The organism is Deferribacterota bacterium (genome assembly GCA_034189185.1).
GTDB lineage: Bacteria > Chrysiogenota > Deferribacteres > Deferribacterales > UBA228 > UBA228.
In genome coordinates this window covers 1-22,255 of the sequence record JAXHVM010000014.1, presented here as the reverse complement: position 1 = coordinate 22,255, position 22,255 = coordinate 1, and the positions used below count along the sequence as shown (strand labels likewise).

Annotated in this window: 22 protein-coding genes; 12 read left to right on the top strand and 10 right to left on the bottom strand. The window is 31.3% G+C overall.

Annotation, left to right across the window (positions count from 1 at the left end):
* The 4 genes from SVN78_02020 to SVN78_02005 all read left to right on the top strand — a co-directional run.
* The coding region (locus tag SVN78_02020) for a DNA polymerase (protein ID MDY6820380.1) at positions 1-1,899 on the top strand (1,899 nt) is incomplete at its 5' end.
* The gene (locus SVN78_02015; GenBank protein ID MDY6820379.1) at positions 1,896-2,804 is read left to right on the top strand and encodes a hypothetical protein; all 909 of its coding nucleotides are present in this window, start codon (positions 1,896-1,898) and stop codon (positions 2,802-2,804) included. The genes SVN78_02020 and SVN78_02015, both read left to right, overlap by 4 nt.
* Position 2,805: 1 nt before the next feature.
* Positions 2,806-4,092 carry a histidinol dehydrogenase gene (gene hisD / locus SVN78_02010; GenBank protein ID MDY6820378.1) on the top strand — a complete coding sequence of 429 codons (1,287 nt, stop codon included), beginning with the start codon at positions 2,806-2,808 and terminating at the stop codon, positions 4,090-4,092.
* Between the two features lie 67 nt (positions 4,093-4,159).
* Positions 4,160-5,644 carry a sodium/glutamate symporter gene (locus SVN78_02005; protein ID MDY6820377.1) on the top strand — a complete coding sequence of 495 codons (1,485 nt, stop codon included), beginning with the start codon at positions 4,160-4,162 and terminating at the stop codon, positions 5,642-5,644.
* Here SVN78_02005 and SVN78_02000 read toward each other — a convergent pair.
* The 4 genes from SVN78_02000 to SVN78_01985 form a co-directional block, all read right to left on the bottom strand.
* Entirely contained in the window at positions 5,641-6,393 is a 753-nt protein-coding gene (locus SVN78_02000) for an ABC transporter ATP-binding protein (protein ID MDY6820376.1), read from the bottom strand. The genes SVN78_02005 and SVN78_02000 overlap by 4 nt on opposite strands.
* Positions 6,393-7,418 (bottom strand): iron ABC transporter permease, encoded by a 1,026-nt coding sequence (locus SVN78_01995; protein MDY6820375.1) that lies wholly within the window; start codon positions 7,416-7,418, stop codon positions 6,393-6,395. Before SVN78_01995 ends, SVN78_02000 begins: the two co-directional genes overlap by 1 nt.
* A gap of 5 nt (positions 7,419-7,423) precedes the next feature.
* Complete coding sequence (locus SVN78_01990; GenBank protein MDY6820374.1) at positions 7,424-8,425, bottom strand: ABC transporter substrate-binding protein; 1,002 nt, start codon at positions 8,423-8,425, stop codon at positions 7,424-7,426.
* A 121-nt stretch (positions 8,426-8,546) separates the two neighbouring features.
* Positions 8,547-9,275 carry a thioesterase gene (locus SVN78_01985; protein ID MDY6820373.1) on the bottom strand — a complete coding sequence of 243 codons (729 nt, stop codon included), beginning with the start codon at positions 9,273-9,275 and terminating at the stop codon, positions 8,547-8,549.
* A 202-nt stretch (positions 9,276-9,477) separates the two neighbouring features.
* On the opposite strand from SVN78_01985, the gene SVN78_01980 reads away from it, so the two are divergent.
* The 4 genes from SVN78_01980 (at position 9,478) to SVN78_01965 (ending at position 12,643) form a co-directional block, all read left to right on the top strand.
* Entirely contained in the window at positions 9,478-10,227 is a 750-nt protein-coding gene (locus tag SVN78_01980; GenBank protein ID MDY6820372.1) for a peroxiredoxin, read from the top strand.
* Between the two features lie 509 nt (positions 10,228-10,736).
* Positions 10,737-11,348: a thioredoxin-dependent peroxiredoxin gene (gene prxU / locus SVN78_01975; GenBank protein ID MDY6820371.1), complete on the top strand. Its 612-nt coding sequence runs from the start codon at positions 10,737-10,739 to the stop codon at positions 11,346-11,348.
* 124 nt (positions 11,349-11,472) lie between these two features.
* On the top strand, positions 11,473-11,826 hold the full coding sequence (locus SVN78_01970) for a ferritin-like domain-containing protein (protein MDY6820370.1): 354 nt from the start codon (positions 11,473-11,475) through the stop codon (positions 11,824-11,826).
* A 22-nt stretch (positions 11,827-11,848) separates the two neighbouring features.
* The gene (locus SVN78_01965; protein ID MDY6820369.1) at positions 11,849-12,643 is read left to right on the top strand and encodes a family 1 encapsulin nanocompartment shell protein; all 795 of its coding nucleotides are present in this window, start codon (positions 11,849-11,851) and stop codon (positions 12,641-12,643) included.
* A 22-nt stretch (positions 12,644-12,665) separates the two neighbouring features.
* Here SVN78_01965 and SVN78_01960 read toward each other — a convergent pair whose 3' ends face one another.
* A complete protein-coding gene (locus tag SVN78_01960) occupies positions 12,666-13,292 on the bottom strand; it encodes a class I SAM-dependent methyltransferase (GenBank protein MDY6820368.1) in 627 nt (208 codons plus the stop codon).
* Positions 13,289-14,125: an MBL fold metallo-hydrolase gene (locus tag SVN78_01955; GenBank protein MDY6820367.1), complete on the bottom strand. Its 837-nt coding sequence runs from the start codon at positions 14,123-14,125 to the stop codon at positions 13,289-13,291. The genes SVN78_01960 and SVN78_01955 overlap by 4 nt, the downstream gene beginning before the upstream one ends.
* Positions 14,126-14,433: 308 nt before the next feature.
* Here SVN78_01955 and SVN78_01950 point away from each other — a divergent pair, with 308 nt between their 5' ends.
* Both SVN78_01950 and SVN78_01945 read left to right on the top strand, forming a co-directional pair.
* Positions 14,434-14,607 (top strand): zinc ribbon domain-containing protein, encoded by a 174-nt coding sequence (locus tag SVN78_01950; GenBank protein MDY6820366.1) that lies wholly within the window; start codon positions 14,434-14,436, stop codon positions 14,605-14,607.
* A 119-nt stretch (positions 14,608-14,726) separates the two neighbouring features.
* Entirely contained in the window at positions 14,727-15,785 is a 1,059-nt protein-coding gene (locus SVN78_01945) for a radical SAM protein (protein ID MDY6820365.1), read from the top strand.
* Positions 15,786-15,873: 88 nt separating this feature from the next.
* Here the strand turns inward: SVN78_01945 and SVN78_01940 are convergent, their stop codons facing one another.
* Positions 15,874-16,386, bottom strand: coding sequence for a C-GCAxxG-C-C family protein (locus tag SVN78_01940; GenBank protein MDY6820364.1), 513 nt, complete (start codon positions 16,384-16,386; stop codon positions 15,874-15,876).
* Positions 16,387-16,967: 581 nt separating this feature from the next.
* Between SVN78_01940 and SVN78_01935 the strand changes: the two genes are divergently transcribed.
* Positions 16,968-18,074 carry a radical SAM protein gene (locus tag SVN78_01935; protein MDY6820363.1) on the top strand — a complete coding sequence of 369 codons (1,107 nt, stop codon included), beginning with the start codon at positions 16,968-16,970 and terminating at the stop codon, positions 18,072-18,074.
* Between the two features lie 7 nt (positions 18,075-18,081).
* Here SVN78_01935 and SVN78_01930 read toward each other — a convergent pair whose 3' ends face one another.
* Genes SVN78_01930 through SVN78_01920 form a run of 3 tightly spaced genes read right to left on the bottom strand, consistent with a single transcriptional unit; the run spans position 18,082 to position 20,678 of the window.
* Positions 18,082-18,669: a DUF1847 domain-containing protein gene (locus SVN78_01930; GenBank protein ID MDY6820362.1), complete on the bottom strand. Its 588-nt coding sequence runs from the start codon at positions 18,667-18,669 to the stop codon at positions 18,082-18,084.
* Positions 18,670-18,697: 28 nt separating this feature from the next.
* On the bottom strand, positions 18,698-19,636 hold the full coding sequence (locus tag SVN78_01925) for a radical SAM protein (GenBank protein ID MDY6820361.1): 939 nt from the start codon (positions 19,634-19,636) through the stop codon (positions 18,698-18,700).
* A gap of 34 nt (positions 19,637-19,670) precedes the next feature.
* Positions 19,671-20,678: an Mrp/NBP35 family ATP-binding protein gene (locus tag SVN78_01920; GenBank protein MDY6820360.1), complete on the bottom strand. Its 1,008-nt coding sequence runs from the start codon at positions 20,676-20,678 to the stop codon at positions 19,671-19,673.
* 148 nt (positions 20,679-20,826) lie between these two features.
* Here SVN78_01920 and SVN78_01915 point away from each other — a divergent pair.
* Positions 20,827-22,255: transketolase (locus SVN78_01915; GenBank protein MDY6820359.1), on the top strand; the 1,429-nt coding region annotated here is incomplete at its 3' end.

Genomic DNA, 22,255 nt, shown 5'->3' with positions numbered 1-22,255 from the left:
TCAAATCAAATTCCCGATTTTTTGGCTTTAACTGGGGATGCCTCAGATAACATACCAGGCGTTAAAGGGATTGGGAATGTAACAGCAAAAAAACTACTTAGAGAATTTAATTCTTTAGATGATATCTATGCCAATATTGATAAAATAAAAGGCTCTGTTAAGGAAAAATTGTTAGTTGGTAAAGAAATAGCGTATTTATCGAAGAGTTTAACAGAACTTAAAATTATTGAAAATCTAAAATTAATTGAAACTAAAGAGCAAAGAGAAGAATTAAAAAAAGAGCTTGAGGCTTTAGAGTTACATACATTGTATAATAGGCTTTTTAAAGAAGACTTGGGTAATATGAGTGTAGAAAAATTAGAAAACGCCTATACTGTTGTAATTTATGTTGATAATAAAATATATAAGGTTGAAAAATCTAAGGTTGATATAGTTAATTCTTTTAATATTGAAGCTTGTAAATATTTCTATGATTTTAAAAATATATATAAGAAGTATAGAAAAATAGTGGATGACTATTATGATTTGGCTGTGATAAGTTGGCTTAATGATCCAGATACAAAGGGTTTAGTAAAATCAAAGGATGAAAATATTGATAGCTTTATATCAAAAGTGATAAGGGTTTTTCCCTTAGAGATTGAGGATTTAAAGAAAAAAAATTTATTAGAGATATATACTACAATTGAGAGAAAAGTTATTGTGATACTTGCTGAGATGGAGTTAACTGGCATTAAGATAGACAGAGAAAAGCTAAATGGAATATCTTTAGAAATTGAAAAGACAAAAAATAAACTTGAAAAGAGGATTTTAGAGTATTTAGATTGTGACATAAACTTAAATTCTCCAAAACAATTATCTGATGTTTTATATAATAGACTTGGTATTAAACCTGTTCAAAAAACAAAAACAGGTTTATCAACATCTGAGGACTCACTAAAGGAGATAATTATAAAATATCCTAATTATAAACATCTCATAGATGATATATTACAATATCGTGAAATAAATAAATTGTTAACAACATATACAAAAAAATTGGTTACTTATATAGATGAAAAAACTGGTAGGATACATACAGAGTTTAGACAGACTGGTACTGCGACAGGTAGATTATCATCGAATAATCCTAATTTACAAAACATACCACAAAGAGGTGAGCTAGCTAAAAGTATAAGGTCAGCTTTTATTTCGGAAGAAGGTTGTTCTTTTGTATCCTTTGACTATTCACAAATAGAATTAAGGATATTAGCTCATTTATCAAAGGATGAAAATCTTGTCACTGCTTTTCAAAAAGGTTATGACATACATAGTTTAACAGCAAAAATGATTTTTAATTTAGGGGATCTAAGTTTAGTAAGTCCTGATATGAGAAGAATAGCAAAGGCAATAAACTTTGGTATAATATATGGCTTATCCCCCTATGGATTATCTAAAGAGATAGGTATTTCTCAAAGTGAGGCTAAAGAATTTATAAATAGATATTTTACATTATATCCTAAAGTAAAAACCTATATTAATAGAATTGTTGAATTAGCAAGAAAGAATGGCTATACAGAAACAATATTTAAAAGGCGCAGGTATATAAAAGATATTTCTAGTAGAAATAATCTTATTCGCAAGAAAGCTGAAAGAGTTGCTATAAATGCGCCTATACAGGGTTCTGCTGCAGACATAATTAAGCTTGCAATGATAAAAACAAGTGAATTTATAAAAGAAAGATCTTATGATGCAAGGCTATTACTCCAAATACATGATGAGCTAATAGTGGAAGTATCAGATGATGTTGTTGAGATAGCTACGAAGGGGATCAAGGCTATTATGGAGAGTGCCGCTAATTTAGAAGTAGCTTTAGTTGTTAATAGTGGAGTAGGCAAAAATTTAGGTGCATTAAAGGTATGAGTAAAGTCATAGATCTTTTAAAAGAACATAGCGAATTAAAACAGAGATTAAAAGATATAATTGGGCTTGTTAAAGAAAATGATATTAAAAACTGGGGACTTAAAACAATTGAGTATACTTTATTAATGGCTGAGTCACTTAACTATATTGATGATGGGCCTTTGGCTTATATTGAGGAAATATTTTCTATAGATAAAGTCTATCTATTTATAAATATTGATGAGCTACCCTATCTTTTAGAGAGAAAAAAATATAAAAGAATTGTTTTTTATAATAGAAAAGCCTTTGAGTATTTCTTTTTTAAGGCAAAACCCTTTATAGGGGAGAGCTCTTATAATTTGACTGCTGAATTTAACTTAGTTAAAGGTGTGAGAGAATATTTAATAATGCCAATTATTAAAAAAGGCAATATTATTTCTAGCCTTAATTTTTATAATTATACAAAAGGTAAATTTAATGAAGGTTTTGCAGCTGACTTTATTAAAGACTTATCTATTAAGGTGGGATATATCCTGCAGCATTTAAATAAGTTAAATATGGCAGAGAAAAAAATAGAATATTTGAAAAAAAATAGTTTTTATTCACAAAATCCAGAAAGCATTATTTTTAGAAACTTAGATAATATAAATAATTCATATACTAAGATTATTTTAAAGTTAGATTATAATGCTTCAAAATATAATAGTTTAATTAGTTCTATTGATATAACTGAATATTTATATAATAACTTATTAGAATTAGATAATGTAGACTATGTGTATGCAGCATTTCTTGATACAATATATTTACTAACTGCTGAGAAAATTCCAAAAAAAATTGAGTCCACTATTAATTTAGTTAAAGAGAAAATAGATAATTATACAAACAAAAATAAGATAAATTATAAAATCTATATTGAGGATTAATATGGATAAACTAGATCTTATTATTGATAGATATAGCGATAAAATAAAAAGGATTTTAAATAGGGGGTATTTGCTAGAAGAGAAATATTTAGATAAAGTATCAGAGATACTTAATGAGGTTAGGAAATTTGGCGATAAAGCGTTAGCTGAGTATACTGCTGAATTTGATGGTTATGAGCTAGGTGATAAATTTTATTTGACCCATGGTGATTTAAAAAGATTTTATGATAAGCAAGATGATTTTTCTATTAAATCTTTAGAGTATTGTAAGGACCATATTGAAAAATTTCACAGATATCAATTAACAAATTCATTTATAAGCAGGGAAAAAGACGGCGTTTTATTAGGCGAGTTAATAACTCCAATTGAAAAAGTTGGCGTCTACACACCTGGCGGAAAGGCATCATATCCTACAAGTGTTATAATGAATGTTGTTCCTGCAAAGGTTGCAGGTGTTAAGGATATATATCTAGCTACCCCTTTTGTTAAAGGTAAGATTAACGATATTGTTATGGCTGCAGCATATATAGCAGGTGTCAGCCGTGTTTATAGCTTAGGTGGGGCCCAAGCAGTAGGAGCATTTGCCTATGGCACAGAAAGTGTGCCCAAAGTAGATAAAATAGTTGGACCAGGAAATATATTTGTTTCTTTGGCAAAAAAGATTGTCTTTGGCACAGTAGATATTGATATGATAGCTGGGCCAACAGAACTAGTTATTATAGCAGATGAGAATTCTGACCCTATATATGTAGCTGCTGATATGCTAGCGCAGGCTGAGCATGATGAATTAGCATTGGTGTTGTGTTTTACAACAACTGAAAGACATGCAAGATTAATTGAAGAACAAGTAAATGAGCAATTAAGATATATACCAAAATTAGATATTGCAAAAGTTGCATTAAATAATTTTGGTGGCATTATTGTCTTTGACAATATTGAAGCAGCTTTTGATATAGCTAATGAAATAGCTCCTGAGCACTTAGAATTACAGATAAATAATCCCTTAGATTATATATCTTTAGTTAGAAATGCGGGGGCTGTTTTTATTGGTAATTATTCACCTAATGCTGTTGGAGATTATATAGCAGGACCAAACCATACACTGCCAACAACAGGGAGCGCCAGGTTTTTTTCACCTTTAGGTGTCTATGATTTTATTAAAAGGACATCCCTTATTAAATATTCAAGGGAAGCCCTTCAAAGAGATGCTCAACATATTATAACCTTGGCAGACCATGAAAATCTACAAGCTCATAAAAAATCTATTGAAATAAGATTAAAAAAATAATAAACTAAAGTTCTATTTGATATATAAAACTTTATAAAATTTGCTGCAGCTATTAAAGGGGTGCAAAGTGAAAACTATAGAGTGGCTTGGAAATGTTTTTATAAGCGATAATTTAAACACTTTTTTTGCTTATCTTTGCCTTTTATCAATTTTTTTAATAATTGGAAAGGTTTTGAGGGTGAGGGTAAAAATTCTGCAAGATTTTTTTATACCCGCTAGTATTATTGGGGGATTTGTCGGTCTAATTTGTGGCCCCTTTATATTGGGAGCAGTTTATCCTGGTAAAAATGATGTCTTTTTAAATTTATTGAGTAATATTAGGATCGGTTTTTCATCATTCCCTGGTAGATTTATTGATGTTGTTTTTGCAGCAATGTTTATTGGTATAACCCTGCCGTCAATAAAGAAAATGTGGAATCTAGGGGGCAGACAATTTGCCTATGGAACAATGGTAGGTGGGCCAATGCAACACTTTATAGGTGGATTATTGGTTATTTTTTTGCTAGGACCACTATTTGGAGTGGACCCAACCTTTGCAACATTTGCGGCAATTGGTTTTTGTGGGGGGCATGGTACTGCTGGCGGGATGGCTCCATCCTTTAGAGAGGGTTACCCTGGTTTAAATTGGTCCTTTCCAGAAGGCGCTGACCTATTAATGACTTCAGCAACTGTTGGGGTTTTAATTGCTTCAATAGTTGGTATTATTTTAATAAATATAGGTGCAAAAAAGGGTTATTGTAAAAGGTTGAAAGAACCAAAGGAGTTGCCTGAAGAGGTGAGGGTAGGGGTTATCCCCTATGATAAAAAATATACAATTGCTGAGGCAACAGTATCTCCTGAATCAATTGAGCCCTTTGCTTTTCACGTAGCCTTAGTTTTTATTGCTGTAGCTATTGGTTATATTATTGATGACCTATTGGCCTTGTTAGGTATTTTTTTATCAAATATTACAGGAAAAACTCTCGTAGCCACAGCCTTTGATGCTGTTCCAACATTCCCCCTTGCAATGATTGGTGGGGTAATCTTGCAGTTTTTTTTAAAATCCTTTGGGATTGTTGATATTATTGATAGAAATACAATCGAGAGGATTCAGGGTGTTGCCCTAGATTTCTTAGTAGTTAGTGCAATTGCTAGTATAAGTATACCTGTAGTTATTGCATATTTTGTACCATTTTTTATACTCCTTTTAGCTGTAGCATCTTATATTGTATTTGCTACTTGGTTTATTGCTCCTCGCATGTTAACTGGCTCATGGTTTGAGAAAGCAATGGTTGAATTTGGGATGCAGACAGGTGTGACAGCTATGGGCTTATGTCTGCTTAGGATTGTGGATCCAGGTTTTAAAACTGAGGCCTTGGAGGCTTTTGGGATTAAGCAGCTTGCTTATGAGCCATTTTTCGGCGGTGGTTTTGTTACTGCCTTGTCTCCACTTTTGATACTGACAGCAGGTCCATATTGGTTTTGTTTAATAATGCTTTCAATTACCCTCTTTTTTGTAGTTGTTGGTATTTTTTCAGGTTGGTTTCATAAAAAAGACACTGGTGTTGCTTAATTAAAAGGAACAACTAAGGGAATACCGTTAAAATCAATTATCTTTACATTTATATTATAGGCCTCTTTAATAATATTTTCTGTTATATCTTTCTTGTCTCCTGAAACTATGATATGACCATTCTTTAGGACAATGAATTTTTCCCCATATCTTAGTGCAATGTTTATATCGTGTAATACTATTATAGTATTAATGTTTAATGTTTTTGTTATTTTATAAAGTAGCTGCATAATCTCATGTTGATTTTTTATATCTAAATGATTAATTGGCTCATCAAGGAGTAGTATCTTTGGTTTGGAGATTATTGCTCTAGCTATTATTACCTTTTGTAGTTCACCACCGCTAATTTGGTTAATGCTTTTAAATGAAATGTTAGTTAATCCAAGAAAATCTATTATCTCATTAACGCTTTCTATATCTTTTTTGTTAATAAACCATCTTGTCTGTAAAAATTTTCCTGCTAGTATTGTTTCAAAAACAGTTGTTTCTGGAATGTAGCTATACTGTGGACAATATCCAATTTTTTTGGACAGTTCATATCTTTTTAATTTATTTATTTTTTTATTTTCAATAAAAATATCTCCCCTTTGAGGTTTTAATAACCTGTTAATAATCTTAATAAGTGTTGTTTTTCCAGAGCCATTTTTGCCCAAAATTGTTGTAATATATCCATAATCACTATTAAAGGATACATTGTTTAAGACTTTGTTATTTTTATAAGAAAATTCTATATCTTTTACTTTTAACACTACGAAATTCCTTTATTTCTAAGTAATATATATAAAAATATAGGCACACCTAAAAGGGATGTTATAATGCCTACAGGGATTATTGCTGGGGCTAAAACAACCCTGCCGATCATATCTGATAGTAAAAGTATTATACTTCCCAATATAGCAGAATAAATAAGTAAAAATCTATGATCATTACCTATAACCAATCTAATTATATGAGGGGATATTAGGCCAATAAAACCTATTATCCCCATAAATGATATAACTGCAGCTGTTATAAGGCAGGATGAAATAACCCCTACAGTTTTAAATAGCTTGATGTTTATCCCTAAACTCATTGCTGTATCATCATCCCAAATAGTAATGTTATATTTAGGGCTTATGAATATTTGATATACTATAATAGGAATAATAATTAGTGACATTAAATAGATATCACTCCATAGGGTTTTATTTAAATCACCAAATGTCCAAAAGACAATAGCTGCTATTTCCTCATCTGTGCTAAAATATTGTAATAACATTGTTAGAGATGCAAAAAGTGAATTTAATGCCACACCTGCAAGTATTACAACATATGCATATAAACCTTTTATGGCTGTAATTAGCAAAATTATTAACATCGTTATTATTGCAAAGACAAAGGCAAATATAATGATTGCACATGAACTATTTCCAAATGGAATATAGGATTTTAGTGTAATAGCAAGAGCTGCACCGAAAACAGCACCATGTGATATGCCAAGAGTAAAAGGGGAAGCCAGTGGATTTTTTAATAGATTTTGTAATATAGCTCCAGAGATTGACAGAGAAGCGCCTGCAAGGATTGCATTAAAAATCCTTGGTAATCTAATATTAATTAGTATATGTGTGAAAACTTGATCTTCTCTAAAATGAAATATCAGATTTGTGAATTGTTTTAAATCTATTTCTATGCTTCCAGTATTTAATGATATAACTATAGAAATAAATAGTAAGATAGTTAAAAGGAGTCCTAAATATAGTTTTTTCTTAAGAAATTGTTTATAATTTTTTGCCACTTATTTTATTTATTTATTGCTGAAAATTGTTTTAGTGTTAGGTTATAGTTTTTTATTTTATTATACAATTGTTTACTTAGAAAGAATTTATATATTTTATCTGCTTTTTTTTCTATATTAATATCTTTGAATAATTCTGGATAGGCTGTTATTCCAATATAATAGGTATTTATAAGTGCATTTTCTATATTTGTATTATAATTGTTATAAGGAAGTAACATATATACATTTTTGTTTTTTACAGCTTTGAGCAACTTAAAATAAGTGGGATCTTTTTTTAGATTATCTTTTATAATATCTATCCCATTTGAATCAAAATATATATAATCTGGATTAAGTAAGAGGATGGCTTCTTTATCTAATATTAGAAAATTAGATCCTTTAAATATATTATTAGTAGATAATATATTTGTAATGTTTAATATTTCAAAGGGTGGAAAGGATGAGGTTGAGCCGGTAAAACCATGGCTGCCCTTAAAACCAAGACCTCCAATATAAGCTTTAATATTTCTAGATTTATTATTTAATGTTCTACTTTTAAGTTCTCTAATAGTTTTATTAATATAATCTATTATATGTTTAGCCCTATTTTCTTTATTTAAAATCAGCCCAATTAATTTAAGAGATTTTTCTATTTCATTATTTATTATATCATTAGTATTACCATAACTAAGACTAACTACTGGGATATTTGTTTTTTTCTGTATGAGCTCTATTTGATTGAGGGAATAGGATGTAGCAAAGATTATATCACATTTTAGTGAAATAATCTTCTCAAAATTAGGTAATATACCAGGGCCACCATTACCTATTATGGGCAGCTTTTTTATATAGTTAAAATTTGCAAGCGCATAGGGCCTCTTATATATCATTGATTTGTCCTTTTCTATTGCCTCAACCCCTCTTATAAATGTAAAAGTATCCATATAAGCTAATAATCTTAAGGTGCCTGGCCCTATTGCTATGATGTTTTCTATTTTTTCTGGCAATTCTATTCTTCTATTCATTAGATCTTTTATATACGCTGCTTTTAGGTTATTTGTAAAAGGTGGAAGCCAAATCAGATAAAGAAAAGCACAAGAAAATATTATTATGCACTTAAAGTTTTTTATTATAAACAACTTTATTCTATTTATATAGTTGTAAAAATCCATAGGAATAGAGGTTGTTGTCATTAACAATTTTAAAATTAAATTGCTCTGAATCGTTATTTAATTGAATGTTTACTTTCTCGACATCTAAAGTTATCTCTTTTTTATATATAATATTTAACGTTTTTATATATACAGGTTTTTTTAGCATTCTATAAACTGCTGTATAGATAAAATCTATATATGTAATATTATTTACATGATCATTAGAATCTAAATCCATGTGACGTATTGTAAATTCATAATAGTAATTATAATTAATATTATTATAAAAAGGCAATTTATTTTCTTCTTTGGATAAGATATTTTCATATTCAGGTTCATAGATATAGTAAATATTGTCAGGGATAAACATAGCTTGCCTTTTATCTAAATTAAACAATACCCAAGAGGAGGTTGCATCTAAAATAGGTGTATTATTATTTGTCACTTGATAATCTCGCTTTATTAATATTTTTTGCTTGCTATCCACCCATGTTGTTATTGATAAATTGTCATTTAATTTAGGATAATTATATACTTTAACATACATTGAATATAAAACCCATGCTAGTCTATTTTTCAGAAGTATATCTTGTGTTAAGCCAAGATAATCCGAGTGTTTAAATGCTGAATTCTGAAATATTCTAACTAAATGGGGAAATCTAATATAGCCATTTGATTGGACATCCCTGCTTTTTACAATTGCATTTACATTAAATTTCATAAGCTTTCCAATAAAACAGGTTGTATATTATATCATAAGTTCATAATTATCAAGGAATATAATCATATAACAAGCTCTCCATATTGATGAGAATATATTTTATGTAGAGTGTGCTTATAATTATTTTTAAAATAATTATTAACTTATGTTGAAAATAATTTTATCTGTGTTACAATACCATCCTCGATTTAGGAGGTGATATATGAACAAATGTATAGGCACATATTGCCTATTTTTAGCTATTTTATTAGTGGGACTTTTTGTTGTAGATGGCAAGCTTTTTGCGCAAAATAGCGGTGTTGGCTCAGATAATGTGAATATTGTTAAAGTTGATAAGCCTGCTCCTGATTTTACTGCAGATGCCTTTCACGATGGTGAATTTAAAAAGGTCTCATTATCTGATTATAGGGGCAAATGGGTACTTTTACATTTCTATCCACGTGATTTTGGGATAGTCTGCCCAACAGAATTGACAGCACTTGCTGCCAAATACAATATTTTGAAATCTTTAAATGTAGAGGTTTTAAGTGTTAGTGTAAATTCTGTTGAATCCCATCAAGAATGGCAAGAAAAAGAATTAAAGAAAATGATTGAAGGGGGAGTAAAATTTCCTATGCTTTCTGATCCCGATGGTAGCATTGGGAGATTGTATAATGTTTATGATGAAGAAGGTTTGGTTGTTATGGGCAAATCTATAGGCAAAGTTGATTTGAAAGCTAGTTTTATAATAGACCCCGATGGTATAGTAAGAGCAATGGATGTTTTAACACCGCAAGCCGGTAGATATATAAATGAGACTATTAGACGGATAAAAGCTTTACAACATAATGAGGAGACAGGAGAAGTTCTGCCAGATGGTTGGGTACCTGGTAAAACAACCCTAACCCCAAGTGATGAATTAGAAGGTAATGTATGGAAGGAATGGAATCCAACTTATTCAACGCTTTACTAATATTATATTAAATTATTAATTTAAAGGTCTTTGCAAGGCCTTTCTACTTTAATATTGTAGAATTTGTGTTTGATTGTTATGAGCTAACTGAAGAATTATTAGATAAAACAAGAAATATTGTTAGAGCATAAAATACTTTAATTTGATTGGACATCCCTGCTTTTTACAATTGCATTTACATTAAATTTCGTAAGCTTTCCAATAAAACAGGTTGTATATTATATCATAAGTTCATAAATATCAAGTGTTATGCACGTACAGTTGGTTATCTATTCTATATTGAAGAAGATTATCTTTATTTAGTTTTTGTTTATAATTATTTTTAAAATAATTATTAACTTATGTTGACAATTATTTTATCTATGTTAGAATTTTAATAAAAGCATAGGAGGTGATATATGTGTAGGCTATTAGGTAAATATTGCCTATTTTTAGCTATTTTATTAGTGGGACTTTTTGTTGTAGATGGCAAGCTTTTTGCGCAAAATAGCGGTGTTGGCTCAGATAATGTGAATATTGTTAAAGTTGATAAGCCTGCTCCAGATTTTACTGCAGATGCCTTTCACGATGGTGAATTTAAAAGGGTTTCCCTTTCTGATTATAAGGGCAAATGGGTGCTATTGTGTTTCTATCCAGGTGATTTTACATTTGTTTGACCAACCGAATTGACAGCAGTTGCTGCCAAATACAATATTTTGAAATCTTTAAATGTAGAGGTTTTAAGTGTTAGTGTAAATTCTGTTGAATCTCATCAAGAATGGCAAGAAAAAGAATTAAAGAAAATGATTGAAGGGGGAGTAAAATTTCCTATGCTTTCTGATCCAGGTGGTAGCATTGGGAGATTGTATAATGTTTATGATGAAGAAGGTAAGGTTGATATTAGAGGTAGGTTTATAATAGATCCCGATGGTATAGTAAGGGCTATGGAGGTTTTAACACCACCTGTTGGTAGAAATATAGATGAGACAATTAGACAGGTTAAAGCATTACAATACAATAAAGAGACAGGAGAGGTATTGCCTGCTGGTTGGTTGCCAGGCAAAATAACCCTAACCCCAAGTGAAGATTTAGAAGGTAATGTATGGAAGGTGTGGAATCCTACTTATTCAACACTTTATTAGCGTTATTTTAACAATTTATAAAATAATTATAGAAAGGCCTTTGAAAGGCCTTTCTATTTTACTATTGTAGAATTTATATTTTAATATATAATTATAACAAAAATAAATATATTGAGGTGAATATATGTCAGATTATCATGAACCAACTGAAGAGTTATCCGAAGAAACAAGAAATATTGTTAGGGCATTAAATACGCTAAAGGAAGAGGTCGAAGCGGTAAATTGGTACCAACAAAGGGTTGATGTCTGCAAAGATGAAGGTTTAAGAAGGATGTTAGAACATCACAGGGATGAGGAGATTGAACATGCAGTAATGGCAATTGAATGGCTTAGAAGAAATATGGGCTTTTGGGATGAAGCTTTGAAAACTTATCTATTTACAAAGGAAGATATAGTCTCAATAGAAGGAAATGAGGCATCAAGTGAAGAAAGTAGCTATAAACCAAATAGTAGTCTAAATATTGGAAAATTAAAATAAAAATAAGAGAGAGAGGTAATAAATGAACATATTAAGACAAGAATTAGCACCAATTAGCGATAAAGCATGGAAGGAATTATTCAGTCAAGCAAAGGATGCTTTTTCAAATTATCTAACAGCAAGGAGATTAGTTGATGTTAAAGAGCCTAAGGGTTTAGATTTTGGGGTCATAAATACGGGGAGACTAAAAAAGTTAGATGAAAAAAGCAATGAAAATACAGTATGTTCAATTTTTGATGTTCAGCCATTAATAGAGCTAAAAACATATTTCAAATTAGATAGGCAAGAGATAGATAGTATAGATAGAGGGTGTAAAAATCCTGATTTGGCACCACTTATTGAGGCAGCTCGTGTGATATCTAAACTAGAAGATGAGATAGTATATTACGGGATGAAGAAAGCAAACGTCGATGGTTTAAAGAAGAATGTTAGTGATACTATTACATTATCGTTAGATGCAGAAAGTTTATTAAAATCAATTGTAGATGCAAAAGGAAAGTTGGTTTATCTAGGGATTGGTGGTCCCTATTCATTAGTAGTATCACCAGAGGTATGGAAATTTATAGTTAGCCATGGTAAAGGTTATCCACTTCTCAAATCTGTTAAGAATACTATTGATGGTAAGATTGTAGTATCCCCTCATATAAAGGATGTTTTTTTCTTATCAGAGAGGGGTGGTGATTTTATCTTAAATTTTGGGCAGGATTTATCAATTGGTTATGATAGTCATAATGATAAACATATAAGCTTATATTTCCTTGAGACCTTAACATTTCAAGTGTTTGAGAATGCAGCTGTGTGTTTGGAGCTAAAATAGATAAGATTAAAGATGATGTAAGCTATTTTTTACAGATATATATTTTAGATTTAGATGAATAGCTGTGCTTTTTTGATACATCACTAAAATATTTTTTTAGAAGGGATTTTTCTCTTTTTAATATTGTGAATGCAGTGTTTGTCCCCATAGAGAATATTCTAATGTAAAAGAGGAATTTTATAAATGGGTTTTTTGGCACTTCATGTTCCATAATTAAAAAATTGCCTTCAGGGTTCATTACTCGCTGCACTTCTTTTAGTAGTTTTATTTGGTCCATACCTTTTAATTCATAAAAAGCATGGGAGCATATAATTTTGTCACATATCTCATTTTTAAGTGGCATATTTGCAACATCTGCTTCAATGAGATAAATATTATTTTTGTTTTTAGTTTTTTCTTTTGCTTTTTTTAGCATTCCCCTTGAAAAATCAATTCCAATTACCCTACTTTCTCTTGACTTATCAGCTAAATAGAGAAGAAGTGTGCCTGTTCCTGTGCATATATCTACTATTATTTTATCTTTTTTGGGATCTATCAAATCTGCTAATGCTTTTCTAGCTTCTTGACCCTTGTCTTTTGAATGTAGTGCAACAAAACTATCATAGATTATTGAAAAAAGATTGTAGAATTTTCTTCTGTAAGCCCTCAATTTACTTCTAAAGTCCCTCCTACAGAGGCAAAGAAAAATCTATCCTTTAATTTATTATATAATTTAGCTGCTACCTCAAGTCCTGTGCAGTGGGATGCACCAAGTTTTTTAATATTGTATTTTTCAATAGTTTTGATAGTTTCTTCTATTTGCAGATCACTTGCAAAACCTAAATGGGTTCCACCTAAAACAGCATATATGTCATTTGTGCCGGTCTTTTCTACAAAATGGTTAATAATATTTATTATGCCAGAGTGAGCACATCCTAAAATAATTACAAGTCCTTTGCTCGTATTAATTGCAAGGGAGTAGTCATCAAGTATGTTATCATCTACTAGATTGTTATTATCATCAATTATTTTCATACCTGCATCAATTTTTTCAAAGGATGTTTTCCTTACTATTTCACCTGATGAGTAGATACCCTCATCTATTTGAGTAAATTTTTTTGACAGTGAAAATTCTGCACCTAAGCCCTCTAAATAGTCCTTTTTAAAGGGCATACCTATAAATTTTTTCTTATTGTTAATTATCCAAACCCTATCTTTAAATATATCTGGATGGGCATATATAGTAAGTGGCGATTTTATACTAAGTAGATCGGGGATGCCAAGTGTATGGTCGTAGTGGCCATGGGATAAATATAAAAATTCAATATTTTTAAGGTCTTTTTTTAATAACCTACTATTATTTAGTAAGCCTTTGCCTTGGGCTGTATCAAAGAGAAATACCCTATCACCATATTCTACATAAGCAGCAAAACCGTGCTCACCAATTAATCCAAAGGGAAGTATAACGCTATTTTCACATAATATAGTTATCTTTAACTCCATAGAAACCCCCAACGGTATTTTTTTGGTAAAAAAAGCTTATAATATTAGATGTTTTTAATAATGAAAAATCTAGGTTAAAGAATAAACTATTGGTTAAATTACTATATCTTTGAACATACCTGTTTAAATTTAATAGTATGTGTGTAAAAATTCTTGTTAATAAAAGGATTAAAAATAAAAATATAATAATGAAAATAATTTTCATATAAACATATGTTAATAATTTTATTGCTTTCTGTCAATAAATATATAATTTTTTTAATAGATTTTAGTTTTCATATAGAATCTTAAAGAGAGAAGGAGGGCTTATGCCAATCTATGAATTTAAATGTAATGAATGTGGTGAAAAGTTTAGTAAAATTGTTATGAAAAAAGATGATTTAATTGAGTGTCCAAAATGTAAAAGTAAAAATGTAAAAAAATTAATGTCTGCTTTTAGCGCATCGACAGGTAGTAGTTGTGTAAATAGTAGTTTTACTTGAGCAAGTTAATTGCATCAGTTTGGTGCATAAAAATTGTTAACCTACTATGTTAAATTGTTATTCATGATTGGGTGGAAATTTTTTCTTAATATTTTAAAATAGAAGAAAGGAATAGCTGTATGCCGGAGGATTTAGCGCAATATAGGTTTGAAGTAGGAATTTATAGGCCTCCAAGCGAAGGGGGTAGTAACTCACTACTTATTCGCTTAACACGCAACTGCCCATGGAATAGGTGTGCTTTTTGCGCTATGTATAAAACTAAGAAATTTGAGTTGAGATCTATCAGCGAAATCAAGGCTGATATTGATGCAATGGCATTGATATCTAATGAGCTTAGACAACTCTCCGAAAAGGGTGGGTCTGCTGATGGTATAAGCAGGGATGCAGCTATTAAATTCCTTAACAAGCATCCTGAGCTTAGTTATCATCATGGCTTTGCAATGCTTTTTAATTGGTTGATTTCAGGAGGTAGAACTGCTTTCCTTCAGGACGCTGATAGCTTGATAATGAAAATAGCCGATCTTGTAGAAGTTCTCCAATACCTGCACAGCAGATTCCCAAGCATCCAGAGGGTTACATCCTATGCAAGGTCAAGGACCCTTCAGCATAAAAAGCTCTCTGAACTTTTGGCAATAAGGCAAGCAGGCCTGGATAGATTGCATGTGGGACTCGAATCAGGATATGATGAACTATTGAAATACGTTAAAAAGGGAGTAACTGCTGAAGGACACATAAAAGGTGGTCAAAAGGCTATTGAGGCAGGATTTGAGGTGTCGGAATACTGGATGCCCGGTTTAGGTGGAAAGGATTTTTCAATTAACCATGCCTTAGAAACAGCTAGGGTTTTAAACGAAATCAATCCCCACTACATCCGCTGCCGGCCTTTTTATCCCCTGCCAGGAAGCCTGATGTATAAAGCCTGGCAGATTGGCAGTTTTGTTATGCTCTCGCCCAGTGAACAACTACATGAACTAAAGCTTACTATAGAATCCCTAAATGTAACAAGTAGGGTGTGCTTTGACCACGTTGGAAACTACTGGAAACGTCCTGGGGGTGGACTCCTTTTTTCACACGATTATGAGGGCTACAAATTTCCAGAAGAAAAACAGGCGGTGCTTGAACTAATAGAGGAAGGCCTAAAGGCATGCAATAGACGGCCAGAATTTCTGGAGCTTTAAATATTCTTTAGACTATTGATCACAATATTAAAATTTAGACTAAAGAGGAAAAAAGTAATAATACCTACTAATTGCCACACATTTTATATTAGCCTATATTAGCCTCACGGTCCTGCTCTTCTAGTATTATGTGTACGGTCATTCTAGCTGTTTCACCGACAATGCTAGAGCATTTTTCAGGCATGCCTGCCTCAAGTGCAGCCGCAATCTCTTTAGGGTTGTATAAATTGAAAAACCTACCGACCAGTTTTTCCTGTAGGTCTTTGCAGCGGCATGTGCCGTATTTTTCCACGAAAGCATCATGTAGTTTTTTTGAAAGTATACATGCCTTGATCTGTTTTTTCATGTCACTAAACATTTTCTTAGGCCTTCCAAAGAAGTAGCCTATTGCCATGACGCCCCCTGAAAGCGCTCCGCAGTGGCCATTTCCTGTAAGACCGATGCCATCGGCGAAGCCGGTGGCCGTCATAAAAACACCATCGTCCTCAACCCCAAGGGCTTCAAAAATACCTGCAAGACAGCATTGTGCACATCCCCCACTTTCAAGCTCATGTTTCTTTGCATTGTCAAAAGCTTTTTCCAGTATCTCTTTTTTTTCCATTTTTTAAGTTCCTTTTTAATCAGGAAGAATTGATAAAAGTTTCAAATATTAATTATACCTATCAAATAATTTAGTAACATTTAAGCTGTCTCTTTTAAAGCATTTAAAATTATTGTATTTAGTTTTTGAGTGGGTGTCAAGAAATTAACCCTTGTTTATTAACCTTTGAAAAAAGTATTTTATGAGGACCCTATATGTCTTCGAATATTGTTATAACTATTCTGTGACTTTTTTCTGTCACATTTTTTCTGCAGATAGTTTGAGATTTTAAGTCGCCTCATCTTAATTCATTGATTTTTTTTTGCAGCCTTGATCATAGCTATGTGAGAAATACCTGTAGCTTTTGATATAAGAGTAATTTCACTATAGCCAATGGATATAGCCTTAGCAGCTGCAACAAGTCTACTAAAATACTCATTGAAAGCTGGTTTTATAATTTGAAGTCTCTTGGAGATTCTTCAGCTTTTCCTAAAAGTATTGTAGATCAACTTCTAAAAATATGTTATATATAAATATATATAACAGTTAATTTATGTCTAACTATATGTTGTGTGAATAATAGATCTATTAGGGTATATTAGGTGTTAAACAGATATTTAAAGAGGAAAAGAAAATATAAGTTTTTTTGTTTGCAGGTTGAGCCTACTACAAGGTGTCAGTTAAAATGTAGGATATGCCCAAGGAGTGATCAAGCTGTTCAATGGGTTGAAGAGGATATGCCACTTGCTCTTTATAAGAAATTGTCAGATTATTTTTCGGTGACAAAGCATGTGCATCTGCAGGGGTGGGGGGAGCCCTTGCTACATAAAGATATAATTGAAATGGTTAATATTGCAAAAAGGGCAGGCAGTATTGTAAGTTTAACCACTAATGGTCTGTTATTGGATAACAATATGATAGTTGAGCTTTTGAAAAGTAATATTGATATATTAGCTTTTTCATTGGGAGGCTCAAGTGATCATACTCATTCCTTGGTTAGAGGAGGAAAATTAAGTGATATGTTAAATAACATTAGCTGCCTTATAGCAGCCAAAAAGAAAAATAATTTAAAATATCCCCAAATAAAATTCTCTTATATGATGACAAAAGATAATATTTCTGAATTACCAGAAGTATTAACTTTAATGAAGAAGTTTAATATTAAAGAATTAGTTGCAACAAACCTTGATTATACTCCAACGTCTATTCAAGATGAATTAAAATTATTTGACTGTAGTAAAGTAAATACTAGTTATCAGGGTTATTTAGACAAAGCAAAGGTTGTCTCAAGAAAACTAGGTATAACGTTAAAAATATTCCCTATAAAAATGAGTGAGCAACCTATGTGTGAAGCAAGCCCCATTGATACTATCTTTATTACTGTCAATGGCGATGTTAGCCCATGTGTTTATCTAAATTTGCCAGTAAAAGGAAATATTAAACGGATATTTTGTGATAAATATGAGGAGATAAAAAAACTATCCTTTGGCAATATTGATAGTGATGAGCTTTCTGATATATGGGAAAGCAAGGCTTATAAAGAATTTAGAGATTCTTTTAATAATCGTATTATTGCTTCAGAAAGGATTTTACCTATGGAGTTGACTATGGCTGCCTTAGGTGAATACGGCAAAAAATATGAAAATATGCTAAAAAAATATCCCCTACCAAATGTTTGTAGAAGTTGTTATAAGGCTTATGGTGTGTGAAAAAAAATCATAAGAGTTTTCGTTTGTAATAGCTTGAGTATAAACTAGCAGCTGTATTATGACCTAGAACCCTATCCTTTGCTATAAAGGTTGTTACAGGGGCTTTAGAGTATTTTGTAAATAGTATGTCATGCCCCACACAAAGACCTACAATAATATTTAAATTAGTTTTTTCATCATTTAAGATTTGGGCTTGTGCAATTGGATTGCAAGTAACTTCTACACTATCTGGTCTTATATTGGGTAGCCCATATGCTTTTTTCTCAAAACCACAACTTTTGCAGCAGATGGAAACAACAGAAAAATTTTTTGACAATATTTTTTGTAGGGTATTTGCTTCCTCAATTAAGCCAACACACATTGCTATCCCAATTTTTTTATAATCCATACCCTTAGAAAAGGATATAATTTCTTCTAATCTTGTCCATTTCATATAGTGTTCAGCTTCAATCCTTGTAGCTACTTTTAAAATTTTCTCATTTTCTTGATTTTTATATTCATTTGCAGAGGATTCTTTATATTTTGTAAAATCATAACCTTTGGCGCATTTCATCCCTTGACGACATGAGCGTTTTTTACAACTAGAGCAATCTATCACTGTTATGCCTCCTTGTTGTGCTATATTAGCTAAATTTTCTTAAGTAATAATAATGGTTTTTATAATGTATTTTTTCTATCATATTTTGTTTAATTAGTTTTTCAACAACTTGATAGCTGTCATTGTTCCTGTTTAGCAATTGTACTACTGCATCTTCTCGCATAGGGTGCACTGCGGTTATGCTTAATAAATCACTTTCACTATTGCCTGCCGAAAAGAATGAATCACCCTCATAGTAGGTAAGTTGTGCTGCTGAAGGGATTATTTTAGATAAAGTATAAAAACCCTGCAACAACACTTTTTGTTCTGGTGGTTCTACAGTTTTTACTGCTGGCGGTCTTATTGGGATAGATAAATAGGCAGTATCAGGTTTTAATTCATTCAAATACTTTGCTAATGCTATAAAGTCCTCGTCTTTATCGTTGATCCCTTTGATTACCATTGTTTCTGTAGATAGATGTCCAGAAAAACTACATCTAAAGGTTTTAATACCTTCTAATATGCTATAAAAATTTAATGCCTTATAAGGCCTATTTATTGTACGCCATTTATTTTTATCTACACTATCTATTTTTACAGATATATAATCTGCCTTTGATAAATCACCACGAACATCAGGTTGATCAATTAATGATGCATTGGTAATAACAGCAATAGGGATATTAAACACTTTAAGCTTTTCAATTAATATTCCAATATTGATATCTAAGGTAGGTTCACCATCAGGAACAATTGTTAAGTAATCAGGGAACTTATCTTTATTATGAATGTTAGATAAAAGATTTTTTACTTCACTAACAAGTTTTTCTGGTTTATAGAAGGCCTCTCTCTTATTTTGCATCTTTATAGTTTTTCCAATTTGACAATAAATACAAGCGTATGTACAGATCTTGTAGGGTATATTATTAATGCCAAGGCTTTTGCCTAATCTACGTGAAGGAACAGGTCCATATACATTTGTCATAATTATATAAATAGTAGTTATGTGTATAGAAACATTAACTATATTTTTTATTTTTTACTAATTCAGCGATTTTTTTGGCAAATTCATCAAAGGGAGGATAATCTAATTCTTCAATGTTACCACTGTCAGCGTATTCACTAAATTTGGGATTTAGAGGTAGTTTAATACCTGTTTCACAGTCCGTTAATTCTTTCATTTTCTCTATTTTGCTAGAACCAAAGATATTTATTTTCTCATCGGATCCTTTTTGTTCAAAATAACTCATATTTTCAACTAATGCTATTATTGATTTATTTAGTTTTCCTACCATATTAACAGCTTTTCTTACAATCATATTAGCTAGATCTTGTGGTGTAAAAACCATAACAACGCCATCGATTGGAGGTGTTTGAAGTACTGTTAATGACGCATCAGAAGTGCCAGGTGGTAGATCAATAATGAGGTAGTCAAGCTTTCCCCAAAGCACATCATTAAAAAACTGTGTAATTACATTAGAGATCAAAGGCCCCCTCCAAATGACGGCATCATCTTCTTCAGGTAAAAGTAGATTTGTAGACATTATTTTTATATCATTTTTGCTGAATGCCGGCAATATTGCCTTTTCAAGTACCCTTGTTTTGTTACCTTTTATACCAAACATTTTAGGGATGCTTGGTCCAGTTATATCGGCATCTAACAAACCAACATTATATCCATTTCTCTTAAGATATACAGTAAGTAAACCGCTTACAAAAGATTTGCCGACACCACCTTTGCCACTCATAACTGCGATATAGTGCTTTATACTATTTAATTCCTTTGCTTGTTTACTATTTAATTCAACATCCACATCTATATTGTTTTTTTTCATATATGATTCTATATCTTTTTTTAAAAAATCTAGGCTTTCTTTTTCAGTAATTGGTAAATCAATTACTGCCTTTATTTTTCCATCTTTATTATCTACACTTCTAAGCCCGTTAATGTTCTTTAATGTGTAATCTGTAAGCAAGGGAAAGTTTTCTAAAATGTTATAAACTTTATCTAACGATAATTTTTGCATATTAATTTGCCTCCAACAAACAATTTTGAACTTATGTTATTTATATTATTAAAATAATTATTTTTGTCAATATTTTATAATTAAATATTGACTTTAGAAAGGTTTATAACTATTGCTTTAGAAAGTCAATATGCTAAAAGGAGTAAATGTGAAGTTAAATAATATTGTAAAGAATTTGGAGCAGCTTAAAACCCTCTGCAGAGGCGACATCCTAACAATGACAACCCTAGCAGGTAGTGGTCACCCTGGTGGTTCAATGTCTATCATTGATATGCTTTTAGCTATTTACAACTATGCTAATATCTCACTAGATAATCTATATTCCTTAGATAGGGATAGGGTAATAGTATCTAATGGACATACATCCCCTGCAGTCTATTCAGTTCTTGCTAGATGTGGTTTTTTTAATATAGAGGATGTATTTCTTGGTTTTAGAAAGACAGGTAGTATTTTTGAAGGCCATATTGAAAGGGTAGTCCCTGGTATTGAGTGGTCAACAGGTAACTTGGGACAAGGCTTATCAGCTTCAGCAGGTTTTGCTGTAGCAGGGAAATTATTAGATAAAGCCTTTAATATATATGTCATTATGGGAGATGGAGAGAATCAAAAGGGACAAATCATTGAGGCAAGAAGATTTATTAAAAAATATAACTTTAATAACATAACAGCCTTTATCGATTACAACCATCTACAGATTAGTGGCAATATAGAGGATATTATGCCCCAAGATATAAAGGCAGAATATATGGCTACAGGCTGGCATATAATAGAGATTGATGGGCATAACCTTAATGAGATATTTAATGCATTAGAAGAGTCAAAAAGAGTAGATAAACCAGTAGCAATTATAGCGCACACAACTATGGGCAAAGGAGTCTCCTTTATGGAGAACAAAGAGGTTTATCACGGTAAGCCCTTAAGTGAGGAAGAATATTTTAAAGCAGTTAAAGAATTGAATCTAGATATAGACTATGAAAGGTATAAAAGACTAAGAGAGGAAAAGCAGTATAATAAATTAAATAAAAAGAGAAAAGAGAAAATAAAAGGGTCTACAGTTAATATAGATGTAGGCTCTTCTATTATCTATAATAAAGACAAAAAGATTGATAACCGCTCAGCCTTTGGCAATGCTTTGTATGATGTAGTAAAGCTAAACTATAAGAAAAATACACCCATTGTCGTATTTGATTGTGACCTAGCTAGCTCTGTAAAGACAGATAAAGTCAAAAAAGAATTCACAGATATATTCTTTGAATCAGGTATCCAAGAGCACCACACTTCAACAACAGCAGGAGCTACCAGTATAAATGGTGTAGTATCTGTATTTGCAGACTTTGGTGTATTTGGAATTGATGAGACCTATAACCAGATGAGATTAAATGATATAAATAATACGAATCTAAAGGTTGTTACAACCCATGTAGGAGCCGATGTAGGTGAAGATGGAAAAACCCATCAATGTATAGATTATATAGGTGCCTTTAGAAATCTATATAATGTTAGAATAATTATACCAGCAGATGCCAATCAAACAGATAAGGCCTTTAGATATATGATTAAAAGAGAGGGTAACTACC

Coding starts and splice junctions, on each gene's coding strand:
- SVN78_02015 (MDY6820379.1), top strand. CDS start 1,896: ATGAGTAAAGTCATAGATCTTTTAAAAGAACATAGCGAATTAAAACAG.
- hisD (MDY6820378.1), top strand. CDS start 2,806: ATGGATAAACTAGATCTTATTATTGATAGATATAGCGATAAAATAAAA.
- SVN78_01990 (MDY6820374.1), bottom strand. CDS start 8,425: ATGAATAGAAGAATAGAATTGCCAGAAAAAATAGAAAACATCATAGCA.
- SVN78_01985 (MDY6820373.1), bottom strand. CDS start 9,275: ATGAAATTTAATGTAAATGCAATTGTAAAAAGCAGGGATGTCCAATCA.
- SVN78_01980 (MDY6820372.1), top strand. CDS start 9,478: ATGAACAAATGTATAGGCACATATTGCCTATTTTTAGCTATTTTATTA.
- SVN78_01970 (MDY6820370.1), top strand. CDS start 11,473: ATGTCAGATTATCATGAACCAACTGAAGAGTTATCCGAAGAAACAAGA.
- SVN78_01965 (MDY6820369.1), top strand. CDS start 11,849: ATGAACATATTAAGACAAGAATTAGCACCAATTAGCGATAAAGCATGG.
- SVN78_01955 (MDY6820367.1), bottom strand. CDS start 14,125: ATGGAGTTAAAGATAACTATATTATGTGAAAATAGCGTTATACTTCCC.
- SVN78_01950 (MDY6820366.1), top strand. CDS start 14,434: ATGCCAATCTATGAATTTAAATGTAATGAATGTGGTGAAAAGTTTAGT.
- SVN78_01945 (MDY6820365.1), top strand. CDS start 14,727: ATGCCGGAGGATTTAGCGCAATATAGGTTTGAAGTAGGAATTTATAGG.
- SVN78_01940 (MDY6820364.1), bottom strand. CDS start 16,386: ATGGAAAAAAAAGAGATACTGGAAAAAGCTTTTGACAATGCAAAGAAA.
- SVN78_01925 (MDY6820361.1), bottom strand. CDS start 19,636: ATGACAAATGTATATGGACCTGTTCCTTCACGTAGATTAGGCAAAAGC.
- SVN78_01920 (MDY6820360.1), bottom strand. CDS start 20,678: ATGCAAAAATTATCGTTAGATAAAGTTTATAACATTTTAGAAAACTTT.